The 15,459-nt window shown below is 54.3% G+C and carries 18 protein-coding genes; 2 read left to right on the plus strand and 16 right to left on the minus strand.

The genetic code is table 11. The annotated features are described in order from the left end of the window. Positions 1-93: 93 nt before the first annotated feature. The 8 genes from ACTHYN_RS11625 to ccmA are packed head-to-tail and all read right to left on the minus strand — an operon-like array spanning position 94 to position 5,999. On the minus strand, positions 94-573 hold the full coding sequence (locus tag ACTHYN_RS11625; RefSeq protein WP_441812615.1) for a cytochrome c-type biogenesis protein: 480 nt from the start codon (positions 571-573) through the stop codon (positions 94-96). After that, positions 573-1,109: a DsbE family thiol:disulfide interchange protein gene (locus ACTHYN_RS11630; protein ID WP_441812616.1), complete on the minus strand. Its 537-nt coding sequence runs from the start codon at positions 1,107-1,109 to the stop codon at positions 573-575. Before ACTHYN_RS11630 ends, ACTHYN_RS11625 begins: the two co-directional genes overlap by 1 nt. After that, on the minus strand, positions 1,106-3,100 hold the full coding sequence (locus ACTHYN_RS11635) for a heme lyase CcmF/NrfE family subunit (RefSeq protein ID WP_441812617.1): 1,995 nt from the start codon (positions 3,098-3,100) through the stop codon (positions 1,106-1,108). Before ACTHYN_RS11635 ends, ACTHYN_RS11630 begins: the two co-directional genes overlap by 4 nt. Before the next feature lie 39 nt (positions 3,101-3,139). Continuing rightward, complete coding sequence (gene ccmE / locus ACTHYN_RS11640) at positions 3,140-3,613, minus strand: cytochrome c maturation protein CcmE (protein WP_441812618.1); 474 nt, start codon at positions 3,611-3,613, stop codon at positions 3,140-3,142. A 15-nt stretch (positions 3,614-3,628) separates the two neighbouring features. Then, on the minus strand, positions 3,629-3,865 hold the full coding sequence (ccmD, locus tag ACTHYN_RS11645) for a heme exporter protein CcmD (RefSeq protein ID WP_441812619.1): 237 nt from the start codon (positions 3,863-3,865) through the stop codon (positions 3,629-3,631). A 3-nt stretch (positions 3,866-3,868) separates the two neighbouring features. Next, on the minus strand, positions 3,869-4,612 hold the full coding sequence (locus ACTHYN_RS11650) for a heme ABC transporter permease (protein WP_441812620.1): 744 nt from the start codon (positions 4,610-4,612) through the stop codon (positions 3,869-3,871). Between the two features lie 30 nt (positions 4,613-4,642). Beyond that, positions 4,643-5,368 (minus strand): heme exporter protein CcmB, encoded by a 726-nt coding sequence (ccmB, locus tag ACTHYN_RS11655; protein WP_441812621.1) that lies wholly within the window; start codon positions 5,366-5,368, stop codon positions 4,643-4,645. After that, complete coding sequence (gene ccmA, locus ACTHYN_RS11660) at positions 5,358-5,999, minus strand: cytochrome c biogenesis heme-transporting ATPase CcmA (RefSeq protein WP_441812657.1); 642 nt, start codon at positions 5,997-5,999, stop codon at positions 5,358-5,360. The genes ccmB and ccmA overlap by 11 nt, the downstream gene beginning before the upstream one ends. A gap of 145 nt (positions 6,000-6,144) precedes the next feature. On the opposite strand from ccmA, the gene fliK reads away from it, so the two are divergent. After that, complete coding sequence (gene fliK / locus ACTHYN_RS11665) at positions 6,145-7,497, plus strand: flagellar hook-length control protein FliK (protein ID WP_441812622.1); 1,353 nt, start codon at positions 6,145-6,147, stop codon at positions 7,495-7,497. Continuing rightward, complete coding sequence (locus ACTHYN_RS11670) at positions 7,494-7,799, plus strand: EscU/YscU/HrcU family type III secretion system export apparatus switch protein (protein WP_441812623.1); 306 nt, start codon at positions 7,494-7,496, stop codon at positions 7,797-7,799. Before fliK ends, ACTHYN_RS11670 begins: the two co-directional genes overlap by 4 nt. 15 nt (positions 7,800-7,814) lie before the next feature. On the opposite strand, the gene ACTHYN_RS11675 is transcribed toward ACTHYN_RS11670, so the two are convergent. From ACTHYN_RS11675 to ACTHYN_RS11710, 8 genes are all read right to left on the minus strand, one after another. After that, positions 7,815-8,207, minus strand: coding sequence for a DUF2802 domain-containing protein (locus tag ACTHYN_RS11675; protein ID WP_441812624.1), 393 nt, complete (start codon positions 8,205-8,207; stop codon positions 7,815-7,817). A gap of 67 nt (positions 8,208-8,274) precedes the next feature. Then, positions 8,275-8,763, minus strand: a complete 489-nt coding sequence (locus ACTHYN_RS11680) for a chemotaxis protein CheW (protein ID WP_441812625.1) — start codon at positions 8,761-8,763, stop codon at positions 8,275-8,277. A gap of 135 nt (positions 8,764-8,898) precedes the next feature. Then, a complete protein-coding gene (locus ACTHYN_RS11685) occupies positions 8,899-9,639 on the minus strand; it encodes a chemotaxis protein CheW (RefSeq protein WP_441812626.1) in 741 nt (246 codons plus the stop codon). Continuing rightward, complete coding sequence (locus ACTHYN_RS11690; RefSeq protein WP_441812627.1) at positions 9,632-10,429, minus strand: ParA family protein; 798 nt, start codon at positions 10,427-10,429, stop codon at positions 9,632-9,634. The genes ACTHYN_RS11685 and ACTHYN_RS11690 overlap by 8 nt, the downstream gene beginning before the upstream one ends. A gap of 183 nt (positions 10,430-10,612) precedes the next feature. Next, positions 10,613-11,395 (minus strand): flagellar motor protein MotD, encoded by a 783-nt coding sequence (motD, locus tag ACTHYN_RS11695; RefSeq protein WP_441812628.1) that lies wholly within the window; start codon positions 11,393-11,395, stop codon positions 10,613-10,615. Positions 11,396-11,413: 18 nt separating this feature from the next. Then, positions 11,414-12,154, minus strand: a complete 741-nt coding sequence (locus ACTHYN_RS11700; RefSeq protein WP_441812629.1) for a flagellar motor protein — start codon at positions 12,152-12,154, stop codon at positions 11,414-11,416. Beyond that, a complete protein-coding gene (locus ACTHYN_RS11705; protein WP_441812630.1) occupies positions 12,154-13,287 on the minus strand; it encodes a protein-glutamate methylesterase/protein-glutamine glutaminase in 1,134 nt (377 codons plus the stop codon). The genes ACTHYN_RS11700 and ACTHYN_RS11705 overlap by 1 nt, the downstream gene beginning before the upstream one ends. Positions 13,288-13,345: 58 nt before the next feature. After that, positions 13,346-15,448 (minus strand): chemotaxis protein CheA, encoded by a 2,103-nt coding sequence (locus ACTHYN_RS11710; RefSeq protein ID WP_441812631.1) that lies wholly within the window; start codon positions 15,446-15,448, stop codon positions 13,346-13,348. Positions 15,449-15,459 lie beyond the last annotated feature (11 nt).

Consider the following 15,459-nt stretch of genomic DNA (forward strand, 5'->3'; position numbering starts at 1 on the left):
CAAAAGGTTTCGGTCATGGAGATATCGTCACAGATTCAAAATGAATAAAGCGGTGTGTGTTGTTGCCAGAATCGCAGTTGCTCTGCATGCGGTTCAGTCGTTGCCGTTCTGATTTCGTTCCGCAAGCATTTTATCAATGCGGGCTTGCTCTTCAGCGCTCAATTCCGGCGCTGCCATGCCAGCTCTACGGGAGCGGATAACCACGCCCACCACCAATAAAATGCCCCCCAGTACAGCGATGAAAGGCGTTGCCCAAAGCACAAACGTACGACTTTCCAGATCCGGTTTGTATTTCACAAACTCACCAAAGCGGCCCACCAGAGAGTCAACAATGTCGTCGTTGCTTTTGCCATCCAGCATCATCTGATACACCGCATTTCTCATATCTTTGGAAATCGGCGAATTCGAGTCTGCAATATTCTGGTTTTGACACTTGGGGCACCGCAGTTCCGAAATAAGATTCTGGTAGCGTTGCTCTTCGCTGCGACTGTCAAAATCGTAGACGGCATCTACATCGGCAGCAGTCATGCCTGGTGCCATCATCGCTACCAGTAAACACACAATACGGAGCATTAACTATTCTCCCGCGCTTCGTTGATCACCGGCAACAATACCTGCTTCCAGACCTGGGGGTTCACAACCCCCACATGGCGATAACGCACCACGCCTGAGGCATCAATCACAAAGGTCTCCGGCGCACCGTAAACGCCCAGATCGAAACCCAGTGTGCCTTTCGGGTCATAGATAACCGTGCTGTACGGGTCACCCAGTTTGTCCAGCCAGTTCAGCGCGTCGTCGCGATTATCCTTATAATTCAACCCGATAATCGAAACTTTTTTTTCCCGGGCCAGCCACATCAGATCGTCATGCTCGTCACGGCAGGAGGGGCACCAGGTGCCCCAAACATTTAACAATGTAATCTCACCCTGGAACAGGCTCTCATCCAGTTTGCTCTCAGGGCTTTGCAGATCTTTGAGTATGAACGCAGGAACCTGCTTGCCCACCAGCGCAGAATCCAGTTTTGTCGGATCCTTACCAATGCCTCTGAACAGAACAACACCCACTATCACGGCTACCAGCAAAGGCAGAAAAAGCAGAGCCCGCTTCATGAAGTTGCCCCAACTGCGTCTTTTGGAGCCGGAGGCGATGTTGAGGAGCGCTCTTTGGCGCTTTCACGTATGCGGTATCGGCGATCGGATATAGCCAGACAGCCACCGGCCGCCATAAACAGCGCCCCTAGCCATAGCCAGCGGATGAGCGGCTTGTACTGAAGCCGAATGGCCCAGGCATTATCAGAAATACGTTCACCCACTGCCACAAAGATATCCCGGAAAAGGCCACCATCAATATCCGCTTCGGTCATCACGCTCATTCCAACGGCATACTGGCGCTTTTCCGGGTGCAATCTGGCAACCGGCTCGCCATCGAGCATAACGTCGAAGCTGCCGTACTGAGCCGTGAAATTTTTGCCTTGGCGTTCGCCAATATCCACAAAGCGGAATTGATAATCTCCCACCTCGGCTATATCACCCGGCACCATTCGCACATCGCGCTCTATGCCGTAATTGGACACAACCGTAGCCCCGGCCATGGTAATGGCCAGACCAAGATGGCCAAGCACCATGCCATAATAACTTCGGGACTGGCGCTTGAGGCCGTGGATGCGCCCCTTCCTGGAAGAGGACTTGTCCCACAAATCCCAGAATGTTGTGGTGGTTACCCATACGGCTGTAAACACACCCATGAACGCCCATGGCTTGAAGCCACCGTAAACCATCATAACCGCCGTGCTGACCAGCATACTTGCCGCCAAAGGCCACAGCAGCTTGCGCGCAAGCCAGCCAACGTCTGTTTTTTTCCACCGGGAAAAGGTACCAACGCCCAGCAACAGGCCGGCGGCTACGGCAAGGGGGCTGAAGGTAAGATTAAAGAACGGCTCGCCGATGGAGATCTTGCCCAACTCAAAGAAATCAAGAACCAGTGGATACAGGGTACCAACCGCCACCAGCAATGTTGCAGACACCAGCAACACGTTATTCAGCAGCAGGAATATTTCACGGGACAAGGATCCGTAGCGGGAACGCACATGAACCACCGGTGCTCTGAATGCATAAAGCACCAGACTTGCGATAATAGTGAATGCCAGCAACCCCAGCAGGAAGGTACCGCGCTCAGGGTCAGAAGCAAAGGCATGCACCGATGTAAGCACCCCGGAGCGAACCAAAAAGGTGCCTAACAGGCTCAGCGAGAATGTCACGATCGCTAACAGAACTGTCCAGCTTTTGAAGACACCGCGTTTTTCCGTCACTGCCAACGAGTGCATCAGGGCGGTGCCAGAGAGCCATGGCAGCAGGGAGGCATTCTCAACCGGATCCCAGAACCACCAGCCGCCCCAGCCAAGCTCGTAGTACGCCCACCAGCTACCCAGGGCGATACCCACAGAAAGGAAGGACCAGGCAACGGTGGTCCAGGGCCGCGACCACCTGGCCCAGGCAGCGTCGAGGCGACCATTAATCAGCGCGGCAATGGCAAAGGCAAAGGCCACCGCGAAACCCACGTAACCCATATACAGCATTGGCGGGTGAACAATCAGGCCGAAGTCTTGCAGCAGCGGGTTCAAGTCTGCGCCGTCGGCCGGCACGTTGGGCAACAAACGATCAAACGGGTTAGATGTCACGACAATAAAGAGTATGAACCCGACACTGACCATGCCGAGCACAGACAACACCTGAGAAATCATCACCGATGGCAGGCGGCGGCTGAAAATGGCCACTGCCATGGTCCAGCCGGTCAGCATCAGTATCCAAAGCAGAAGCGAGCCTTCATGTCCTCCCCAAACCGCGCTGAATTTGTAATACCAGGGCAGCATGCTGTTGCTGTTGTTGGCAACGTAGGCTACTGAGAAATCGTCGGTTAAAAACGCGTGGGCAAGCACAGCAAACGATAACCCCACAAACACGAACATGCCTGAGGCCAAGGGTCTGGCAAATGCCTGCAGGTTATCCCGGCCGGTGAGTGACCCCGCCAGGGGCACAACTGAAAGAAGCACTGCTAATAACAACGCGAGTATCAGTGCAAGTTGTCCAAGTTCGGGGTACATCAAAGCTCTCCAGGTATCAGGCTGTTGATTGTGATGTGATTAATAGGTTGCAGGCTTGGTGCTTTGCGCTGCGGCCTTGTTTTGCTGTTTTGAGACCTTCTCAAGGGCATCAGAGACCTCTGGCGGCATATAGTTTTCATCATGCTTGGCCAGAACCTGGTCTGCGACAAACCGGCCTTCTTTGTTTAGCCGGCCCATCGCAACAATGCCCTGCCCTTCTGCAAACAGATCCGGCAGGATACCAATGTACTCCACAGGCACCGAGGCGTTGTAATCGGTCACCAAAAATTCCACTTTCAAACTGTCCGCATCCCGCTTTACCGTACCTTCTTCTACCATGCCGCCTGCGCGAATTCGCACATCAACCGGCGCTTCCCCGGCAGAAATCTGGCTGGGATCGTAAAACAGGTTAATATTCTGGCGCAGTGCATAGGTTGTCAGACCCACTGCAACGGTAAGACCTGCCAGCAAAAACAAAATAATCGTCAGCCGCTTTTTACGGATAGGGTGCATTTACATACCTGTTAGTCAGTCTTGGGAAACGTTTACGCGCGCGAATGAAGCAGAAGATGTCGGAGCGACTACTTTACTCTTTTCAGCCTGAAACTCATAACGACGACGGCAGGATTCTACAATGGCTTTTTTGGCCAGGGCAGACCAAACCATCATCGTTACCAACAAAACAAAAAACACTGCGTAACAGGCCCATACGTAGGGTCCGTGGCCTTCCATGGTGATAAACGCAGAAAAGGAATCAAACGCCATAAATCAGCCCCTTCCCTTCATGACAATCTCTTTTACCCAACGGGTGCGTTGCTCCCGGGATAGAATCTCTGTTTGCATACGAACACAGGCCAGCCAGCCAAAAATCAGGTACAGGCCTGATATCGACAGTAACAAGGGCACCCACATCTCCGCCGGCATGGACGGCTTTTCTGTAAGCTTGAACGTTGCGGGCTGGTGCAGTGTATTCCACCACTCCACAGAATATTTGATAATGGGAATATTCACGACACCCACCAACACCAGCACGGCTACTGCGCGGGCGGCCGACTTGTCATCATTAATGGCGCGATCCAGTGCAATAACGCCGCCATACAAAAACAGCAGTATAAGCATGGAGGTCAGCCTGGCATCCCAAATCCACCAGGTGCCCCAGGTAGGCTTGCCCCAAACAGCCCCCGTAAACAGCGCCAAAAACGTAAGCACCAGCCCTACAGGTGCAACCGCCTTCACGAACACATCGGCCAGTTTCATGCGCCATACCAACGTCACAATGGCCGCCGAAGCCATCATGATATAGATAGACTGGGCCAGAAATGCCGCCGGAACATGTATAAAAATGATTCGATAACTATTGCCCTGAAGGTAATCTTCAGGTGCAAAGGCGAGGCCCCAGATAGCACCGGCCAACAGCAACAGTACGCCACCCACAAGAAGCCAGGGCATGAACCGGGTGGAAATCCCGAAAAACCATTTGGGAGAACCCAGTTTGTGAAAAATTTGCCACATCAGTTGGTACCGTCCTACCGTTTACCTTGTTTACCCGTTCGACAAGCTAATTCTCAACGCTGCTGCCGCTGCAAACGGCGCCAGAGTCAGTGCGAGCATCAGAAAAGCCCCCATCAGAGCCAGATAGGCCCCTACGGACGCACCCTCTGCGGCTGCCGCCACTGTGCCCGTGCCGAAAATCAGCACAGGAATGTACAGCGGAATGATCAGCAGAGACAAGAGCACACCTGCCGATCGCAAACCAAGGGTCAATGCGGCGCCAATGGCGCCAATCAGACTCAGTACCGGCGTACCAATCAGCAACGTTAGACACAAAACAGCGATGGAGTTCCCCTCGAGATGCAGCATTACGCCAAGAACCGGCGTCAGTAGCACCAAAGGCAGTCCTGTCAGCATCCAGTGCGCCAGGGTTTTTGCCAAAACCAACAAAAACAAAGGCTGCGGCTGAAGCACAAGTTGCTCCAGGGTGCCGTCGTCAAAATCATGGCGAAACAGATGATCCAACGACAGCAACACAGAAAGCAGCGCCGCAACCCAAAGAATACCCGCTCCGGCCACACTCAGGAATGATACTTCCGGGCTGACACCTAACGGAAACAGGGTAACCACCATAATAAAAAACAGCAGCGGATTAAGCAGGTCCTGCTTCTGCCTGAATGCGACCTTCATATCCCGCGCAAAGACCCCTCTCATGGCAGCCAGGGCGCCCACGTTTGTGCTGGCGAGGCGAGCGATCGGGTGAGCTTCAGCGTTCATCAGACACGCCTCCCGCGCCAAGATTCAACCTCTTCATACCGGGCAATGCCAGGTCATGGTGGGTGGTTACCAGTACCGCGCCCCCTTCAGCGGCACGCTGCTGCAAAAGCGCTTCAAGCGCTTGCACCCCACCTGCATCTATGGCGGTAAACACTTCATCGAGCAGCCAGAGGGGTTCATCCGCAATTAACAATCTGGCCAGCGCCACCCTGCGTTGCTGGCCGGCCGACAAATTGCGACAGGGCACATCTTCAAACCCTGCCAAGCCAGTGCCCTGCAGGGCCTGGCGGAAAACTGCATCGGACACAGGTCTGCGGCCCGCCATCAAGGCCCGGAGATTTTCCATGGGGGTAAGCAGGGGTTTGATGCCCGGGCGATGCCCGATATAAAGCATATTACGCGTAAACACTTCTCGCTGACTGGCGATCGGCGACCCACACCAATTAAGCCCACCCGTCCAGGCATCGTTCAAACCGGCCAGCATTCTCAGCAGAGTGGTCTTGCCGGAGCCGTTTGGCCCCTCGACACGGGTGACCGTACCGGGCAGTATGGAAAACGATAACTCACGGAAAAGTATCCGCTTGTCCCGCTCACACTGCAGATTAAAAGCCTGTAGTAATGGCTCGGGCATCGAGGGTAACGGCTCGGACATCTGGGCCCCGTAATCAGGACGATGCGCAAAAGCATCGGGTGTATTCACGACAATAATTGCCGGCGCGGCGTATTATAACGAAAGCGTCTACAGATTACTCTTGTCTGGTATCAAGTCAGCAGCGATGAAACTACCCAGCGGCCAACAGCCTCCATCAACACCGACGACCTCGAAGCCGGCGCAAACTCATGAGGCCACACAGCCTCATCGAGAAGCTACCGCCTCATCTGCCCGGCAACAACTGAATCAACTTCAACTCGCCAACCGGGAAACCATACTGGCCCGAGTGGCAGAAGTCATCAACCGCCAGGGCGGTGGCAACGCAGAGGTTTTATTAGATGTGCGAGGTAAGCCGCTTCAGGTTAATGCAGCCATAGGTGCCACGGAACTGACGCCTGGAGATTGGGTGAAAGTGATGCGGGCTGGCAATGAACTACAACTGATGGGCAAGTTGGCTGGCGCACCAGAGGCCGCCATATCACGGGCGCTCGCGCAGCGTATGCCTTGGCAGCAGAGCCTGGACAGCGGCTTGGCAAGGCTGATGACAGCGCTGAACCAAGGCATGGTGTCTGCACTGAGCCCCGGGCAACTACCCGCAGGCCAAAAATTGCAACCGTTGCCAGAAGCCGCACGACAAGCCCTGCAAACATTACTTGCCAGGCTGCCGGCCAGTAACGCTTTAACCCCCGGTGCGGGCGGGCAGAGCCATACAGTCCAGCACATACGCCAGTGGATAGCCGAGAGCGGTCTATTCGCAGAATCGCGCCTGGCACAAGCCCCCTCCTCCACCTTGCCCGACCTCAAGCTTGCCATCGGCCGTATGATTACCAGCCTGCTGGCCGAGCAAAATGGCGACTCGGCAACATTGTTTAACCGGCTGACGCCACTGGCCAGCCCCGGCTTAGTTCAGGCACCCTTACAGTTCCCGCAAGCGTTAGCATCGCAATCTCCTGCCGGTGGCTCCGATCCCACGTCGGCGGGCCAGACACTGCGACTGTTAGCCGGCATGTTAAACAGAATTACAGTTAACCAGTTGCACAGCCAAATACTGACCGCCAGAGGTGGTCCTGACACCCCCGCGCCGGCCTCCACTATGCTGATGGATTTACCCTGGGTAACCCCCCAGAACGAACCTAAAGTGGCGCAGTTGCGCATAGAGCAGCACAAAGAAGAATCCGAGTCCAGGAGCCGGCGCGATAAAAAGGCAGCCGTTAGTGAATGGCGCCTTAACCTTGCCATTGATCTGGAACTTGCCGGCGCCCTGAATTTTGAAGTCGCCCTACGGCACGAGCAAGTAAGCGCGCGGGTGTGGGCTGAAAAACAGGAGACGCTCAAGCAGGTAAATGAAGAACTGCCACTGCTAAGGCGCAGCCTTACAGACTTGGGCCTGGAAGTGACGGACCTTGAATGCCGCCGAGGCGCCCCTTCTTACCCCACAACCAAGTTGGAGCACAGGCTGGTGGATACCCGAGCATGAAACAACAAAACGAAGACCAATCATCCAGCGCGGCCGTCGCCCTTAAATACGATGGCGAAAAAGCGCCAACCATCACAGCAACGGGCACGTACGAACTGGCAGATGAAATTATCAGAATAGCCAGAGAGCACAATGTGCCTCTTTATGAAAACGCAGAGCTGGCAGGCATTCTCGCGCGCTTGTCCCTGAACGACGAAATACCGGAGAATCTATACCGGGTTATTGCAGAAATTCTTGCGTTTGCGTTTCATATCCGCGGCCGAACGCCCGAAGACGCCGGCAACCACCGCAACGACACTTAAAACCGCCGAGCCGTTTTAAGCTACTTGGCGTTTTTTCAGCGCTGATACCAGCTCGGCCTCGGGGCGGGATATTCCGCAAGTGTTCATAAGATCGTCTATATCCGCACCAAGGTCGACAAGCCGTGAGGCTTCATCGTAGGAAATACGTAAGGGGTCGTTCTGGCGCATTTCATCCATAGTTGTGCGCAACTCGTGTAGCTGGCGTTCGCACACAACAACCCGCTGACCGACGCCCATACTGCCGCTTGCGGTGGCATGCAGTTCTCGGCCAAGAGTGTCGCAACGCTCTTTGAGTAGATTTTTAAGGTGTTTATTCTGACGACCGAGCATAACACCCTGCGCAAAAACCAGCGTAATCGCCAAGGCGGTCAACGACCAAGGAATATAGGTAGGAATTTCAGTAAACATGATGAGCGGCTCCGGTTATTAGCCACGGGAGGCGCCCATCATCAGGCCTGGCCGGTACAACTCCGGTTTATAGCCCTGCGATTTCAGCCCATTCGTGGTCTGTCAGCATTTTGTCGAACTCGACCAATATGATCAGTTCACCATCTTTGTTACACACACCCTGGATAAACTTGGCGCTTTCTTCATTACCCACATTCGGTGCGGTCTCAATTTCACTGGCCTTCAGGTACACAACCTCGGCCACGGAATCTACCAGAATACCCATCACTTGATCGGCAGATTCCATGACGACTACTCGCGTGGCGTCGGTAACATCTGCATCCGCCAACCCGAAGCGACGGCGAGTGTCGATAACGGTAACCACGTTACCCCGCAGATTGATAATGCCGAGCACGTAATCCGGTGCGCCCGGCACAGGGGCTATCTCTGTGTACCTCAGTACTTCCTGAATCTGCATAACATTCAGACCATAGGTCTCGTTATCCAGCCGGAACGTCACATACTGCAGTACCTGATCGTCCTGGGCCTGATTTTGCTGTCCGCTCGGGGATGCCATAGCCTGTCTCTCCTGTTCGGCCGCCCGGCGGGCAACCTGATCGTCAAAAAAACATCGTCAGTGCCCAATACTATAATTAAGGGGCACAAACCGTGCCAGTACAGCACGGTTTCATTCGGTAACCGGGAAAGCCGGTCAGCTCAGATCCAAATGATGCTCCTGCTCCGCCCTCACCAGCAAATCTGCCATGGTGCGCACATCAACAAGGGCGCACATCTGCTCAATCACCGTTCCTGCCAGCCAAGGCCGCTTACTGCGAGCCGTTCGCCAACGCACATCTGCCGGGCTCAAGGTAAATGACTGAGCCACATCGTCACAGGCCAAGCCCCATTCGCTGTTATCCAGGCGAATAACAAACTTATAATTGTCGCGGGCGTTAGGCGGAACCCTTCCGGCCATAATCCATTCTGCGGTATCCACCACTCTTAAGTTCTGCTGCGTGCCTGCACGAATCCCCATGTACCAGCGCGGGCTGCCAGGAACGGGCCGGATGTCATCTTCTATACGGTGAATAGCGCCCAGCAACACAAGAGGCACCGCCAACTGCAGGCCAGCGACGGTGAAAATCAAGCATTCAAACGGCTGCCCTGACCAATCCGGTTGCAGCGCTGGTGGTTCTGGTTCTGGTTCTGGTTCTGGTTCTGGTTCTGGTTCTGGTTCTGGTTCTGGTTGTATTGTTGGCTTTAATGCAGAAACCACTACCTCTTGGATAACTGCGGGTTGTGGTTGTGCTTCCGCCAAGGGCACGGGCTCAGCCTCTCGCTCGCGAATGTCCTCACTCAAAGCCGTGCCTGTTGCCGTATGGAGCAATTCATCGAGATAACTGGCAATGGCGTTGGTCGGATTCGCCAGCTGTGTCAGTTTTTCGTCAGCCATGCTGACGCTCCTTCAAAGCACCAGTTCGTGCCAGCAATTCATCCAACAAATGCCGGTACGCTCGAACACCGTGAGTTTGCGAGTCCAGTTTCGACGGAATAACCCCCGCTTGGCTGGCGTCTCGGAATTTTGTATCCACAGGCACGGCAAACTTCCACAGGTCGTCTTGATAGGTTTTTCGCAACAGGTTCAAGCTCTTTACTGAAGCCTGAGTACGTCGGTCGAACATTGTCGGCACAATGGTATAAGGCAATTGATTTTTCTGGGAGCGCATAATCATTTGTAGCGTGTGCAACATGCGCTCAAGACCTTTGATCGCGAGAAACTCAGTCTGCACCGGAATAATCAGGTGCTGCGCAGCTGCTAGCGCATTTACCATTAACACGCCAAGCGACGGCGTGTTGTCGAGAATAACATAGTCGAAATCATCCCATAGCTGCGCAAGCGCACGCGACACAATGAGCCCCATTCCATCTACGCCAATCATGCGGCGCTCCAGCGTGGCCAGTGCAGTACTGGCCGGCAGTAGCGACATTCCCGCGCAACTGGTTTCGGTAATAAGCTGGGCAGGCAGACCCTCTGGTACCTTGCCCTGATGCTGAAACAGATCAAACACACTGTGCGCGAGAGTATCGGGGTCATATCCGAACCAGCTGGTAAGCGAGCCGTGAGGATCAAGATCAACCACCAGAACACGCTTACCACGCTCCGCCAGCAAGCCGCCCAAAGCGACCACTGACGTCGTTTTACCAACTCCACCTTTTTGATTGGCTACTGCCCAGATTCGCACGTGTTCACTCCGGAAAATGCATTATTGCGACCAACTGAAACTCCGCTTTGTACCGGTTTATCGGCCAACTCACGCGCAACTTGAACGCAAACGAACCGGAAAACCGGCAGCCAGTTGCCGCCTGATAGAAACTTGATGGAGTAATACAGAAACCATGCCAGACACGGCGCTGAAGACACGCCCTTAGCGCATAACACCCCGTATGCTGGCATCGCGGGAAATGAGCAGCACAACACGCCGGTTGCGCTTACGCCCTTCTTCTGTGTCGTTGCGAGCCAGGGGCTGGTGTTGCCCGTACCCAACGGCAGCCATGCGTTCAGGCTCAATACCATCCATGCTCAGCATGCGTACAACCGCGGCTGCCCGCGCTGCTGACAACTCCCAGTTTGAGGGAAAGCGAGAGGTGCGTATGGGTTGATTGTCGGTAAAACCCTCAATTTTTAACGCGTTATCACGATCTTTGAGCACCCTGGCTATTTTGTCGATAACATCAAACGCATCGTAGTGTGGCTCCGCGTCGCCACTGCCAAAAAGCAGACTATCGGGCAGGTTTAGCGCTAACCATTGATCGCTGGTTTCAAGCGTAACTACGCCACGGTTAATCAGCTCCTCAAACTCCATGGCCAACTGATCCGCCATAGTGCGCAGGGCCTCCGTACGGTCCTGAGCCTCCTGTTCCGGATTTCCGGGGGCTTCCGTGACCGCAGGGGGAATGATGTCTTGAGAAGGGCCAACATCCGGACGCGGAGGCTGATCGCCTACTTCAATCGGCTGAAACGATCTTTGGGGAGCATTGAAAACGCCGGTAAGCGTTTCTGAGAGGACTTTATACTTGCCTTCGTTTACCGACGACACCGAGTACATCACCACAAAAAAGGCAAACAGCAGAGTTATGAAATCTGCATAGGAAATCAACCAACGTTCTTTGTTGTGCAAATCGTCCTGGGGTGGCCTGCGTCGCCGCATAATAAAAACCGGGTGTGCTTACTGCAGGAAGCCCCGCAGCCGCAATTCAATGGATTTAGGGTTTTCACCCTCCGCGATGGCGATAAGACCATCGATCATCATGTCTTCATACCTTGAGCGTTCTTTGGCCAGCCCGCGCAGTTTATTTGCAACGGGGAAAAACAATAAGTTAGCCAGCGCAACGCCGTATATAGTCGCAACAAACGCCGTAGCAATACCACTGCCAAGAGACTGCGGATCTTCAAGGTTGGTCATAACCTGAATCAACCCCATCACGGCCCCGATAATGCCAATCGTTGGCGAGTAACCGCCCATGGCTTCAAACACTCGGGCTGATTCCAGATTCCGCTCTTCCCGGCACTCCAGATCAATTTCCATAATGCTGCGGATGGTTTCTGTTTCAGCGCCATCTACCAACAACTGCAGGCCTTTTCGGGCAAAATTTTCAGGCTCTTTTTCAGCCAATCCCTCAAGCCCTAACAACCCCTGCTTGCGAGCTTTTACGCTCCAGTCGATGACCTTACCAATGCCATCTTCAATATTGATAAAAGGCGGCACAAACACCCATTGAAACTGCGTGCAGGCGCGCTTCAGTATCGGCCAGGAAGTCTGCAAAATGGTCGCAGCCAGAGTGCCGCCAATCACTATGATCGCCGCCGGGCCATTAAAGAGCGAGCCAAGAGCACCACCCTCAAGCAGGTTACCGCCAAGAATGGCGGCGAATGCCAGAACAACACCTAGCAGGCTGAGAACATCCATCAACAAACACCCTCAACCAAGCGGGGACCTATTTCGTTTAGCGACAGAATCTCGTCACTCAGGCCGGCCTTCGCAACGGCCATGGGCATGCCATAAATTACGGACGACTTTTCATCCTGAGACCAGATTGGCGAGCCACTTTGCTTCATCATTCGGCAACCTTCTTTACCATCGGCCCCCATGCCGGTAAGAATCACACCAAGGGTTTTACCCGGGTATGCACGGGCAAGGGAGCCAAAGGTAACATCTACGCAGGGCCGGTAATTCAGTCGATCATCGCCTGGAAGTATACGCACCCTGGGCTGGCCACTACGATTTTCAATCATCATCTGCTTGCCACCAGGGGCAAGCAGCGCCAGCCCCGGGCGAAGGATATCGCCGTCTTCTGCCTGCCGTACGCTTATCTTGCAAAGCCGGCTCAGTCGCTCTGCAAAGGCCGGGGTAAAACTCGCCGGCATATGCTGAACCAGAACAATGGGCGAAGGAAAAGATGCGGGCAACTCAGCCAGTACTCGCTGAAGTGCCACAGGGCCACCGGTGGAGGTACCAATACCCACCACCGCATAATGCCGCGCCGGGGTTTTTCGTGAAGAACGCCTGACAGGCGTCTCTGGCACCGGCTGTGCGGGCTGCCGAGCAGGCGTCGCAGAGCGGCTGGCAACTGGCGGTTTGGCTATCGGCCGCGAAGGCGAAGGCTGCCCAGCCTTTACAGGTGGAGACACACGGTTGGCCGGCTGGCTACGAGCCACATCAAGCACACGATTTATCAGGATTTTCTGGAGTTGACTACCATCCCGAGCGATTTCTTCGAAGTTTTTGGGTAGAAAATCCACCGCCCCTGCTTCAAGCGCGTCCAGTGTTATTCTGGCACCCTCATAGGTAAGGGAGGAGAACATCAGCACGGGTACCGGGTGCTTTTTCATGATTTCGCGTAGCGCCGAAATACCGTCCATAATCGGCATTTCGTAATCCATGGTAATAACATCCGGGCGCAGTGATTCTGACAGTTCCACGCCTTCCCGGCCGTTAGCGGCCACACCCACCACACGGATCTGACCCGACGAAGTGAGTATCTCCGTCAGTCGTTTGCGAAAAAACCCTGAGTCGTCAACGACCAGGACAGACACTGTCATCCGTTTCTCCTAGCAAAAACCTTTGGCTCTCAGAGCCTTAATCCTCAATACAAAACCCTTAGCTGTAATGCTGCAGCAAGCTAGGTACATCAATAATGAGCGCGATACGGCCGTCGCCGGTAATCGTTGCACCAGCCATACCCGGCGTCCCCTGAAGGCCCCGGCCAAGCGGTTTAATGACCACTTCCTCTTGCCCCACCAACTGATCAACCACAAAGCCAACCTGACGAGTCCCCATGGCAACAATCACAACATGCCCGTTTTGAGTCTCGTTTTTGCCTGCAGAGCCTTTAACCAACCAGCGCTTAACATGGAACAGCGGAAATACTTTGTCGCGCACAACCACACACTCACGGCCGTCTACAATGTTGGTGCGGGTTAGATCCAAATGGAAAATCTCCACCACGTTCACCAATGGCAGTGCGAAAGATTGGTCGCCAAGCATAATCATCAGCGTTGGCATAATTGCTAGGGTCAGGGGCACTTTAATGACGATGCGAGAACCCTTACCCAGTGCTGACACAACGTTGAGTTGGCCATTAAGCTGGTTAATTTTGGTTTTTACCACATCCATGCCCACGCCTCGGCCCGAGACATCAGAGATCTGATCCTTGGTGGAGAAACCAGCGGCAAAAATAAGATTGAAACACTCGTTGTCCGTGAGTCGATCAGCGGCGTCTTGATCGTAAATCCCTTTATCTACCGCTTTGCGGCGCAGCACTTCAGGGTCCATGCCGGCGCCATCGTCATCAATAGATAGCAGGATATGGTCGCCCTCCTGCTCTGCTGATAGCGTCACTGTGCCCTGTCGCGGCTTGCCGGCTTTTTCTCGTATATCCGGCGATTCAATACCGTGGTCTACAGAGTTTCGAACCAGGTGAACGAGCGGATCTGAAAGAGCCTCAACGAGATTTTTATCAAGATCTGTATCCTCGCCGTGCATCACCAGGTTAACTTCTTTCTTCATACCCCGGGCAAGATCCCGAACAACTCGTGGAAAGCGGCCAAACACCTTTTTGATGGGCTGCATACGAGTTTGCATAACCGCTGCCTGTAAATCGGTGGTTACCACATCCAGGCTGGATACTGCCTTATGCATGTGCTCGTCTTCACTGTCGGAACCCAGGCGCTGGAGCCGGTTGCGCACCAATACCAGCTCACCCACCATGTTCATAATGTCATCCAGGCGCTTGGTATCTACCCGAACGGTTGATTCTACAGCGGGCGCTGAATCCCTGGCGGGGGCGGCCTTTTTCTCGGGTGTATTAGCGGCGGGGTTTGCTTCGGCTTTTTCCGGCGGCTCAGGCTTAGCAGATTCAGCTCTGCCCTGTGCAGGGTTTACAGGCTGAACGTCAGAGCCCTCAGTGGTCGGGCTTCCCCCCTTTCCATGAAGCTCATCCAGCAGGTTTTCAAATTCGTCGTCGGTGATCAGCTCACTATCACCACCCGCGGCTGCATCGGTCGCTGCAGCCGCGGCACTCTTATCTGTGCCAGTTTGGACCGCAAACTTGCCTTTGCCGTGCAGGTCATCCAGCAGTGCTTCAAATTCATCATCGGTGATGTCATCACCGGAACCACTGCCGGCATCGTCATTATTGCCCGCAGGCTGCCCGGCGGCCTGGCCTTTACCAGCGCCAGAAACAGGTGCATCACCGTGTAGGGCATCCAGCAGCTTCTCAAACTCATCGTCGGTAATATCACCGCCATCCTGCCCGCTTTCAGTGGCTTCAACGGTGGGCGCAGGTTCGGTGTTCGGTTGTTCGGTAGCCGTCTGGGGCTGAGCAAGGGCATCCAGCGAAGCAATCAGCTCGTCGGGCGCGGCTGTAGGCTCTTCGCCATTACGCACCTGGTCAAACATGGCATTAACGTAGTCCAGAGCCTCCAGAACAATATCCATAAGCTCTGAATCAACTGCACGCTTATGGTTACGCAAAATGTCGAACACGTTCTCGGCAGAATGGCAGCAGCTAACCAACGCGTCCAACTGGAGAAAGCCTGCCCCACCCTTTACGGTATGGAAGCCGCGGAATATGGCGTTAAGCAGGTCGCTGTCATCTGGGTGTTGCTCAAGATCAACAAGCTGCTCAGACAGCTTCTCGAGAATTTCCCCGGCTTCTATAAGGAAGTCCTGCAGGATCTCATCATCGGCATCAAACGCCATGGGTTAACCTC

The organism is Marinobacter sp. (assembly GCF_052091845.1).
Classification (GTDB): domain Bacteria; phylum Pseudomonadota; class Gammaproteobacteria; order Pseudomonadales; family Oleiphilaceae; genus Marinobacter.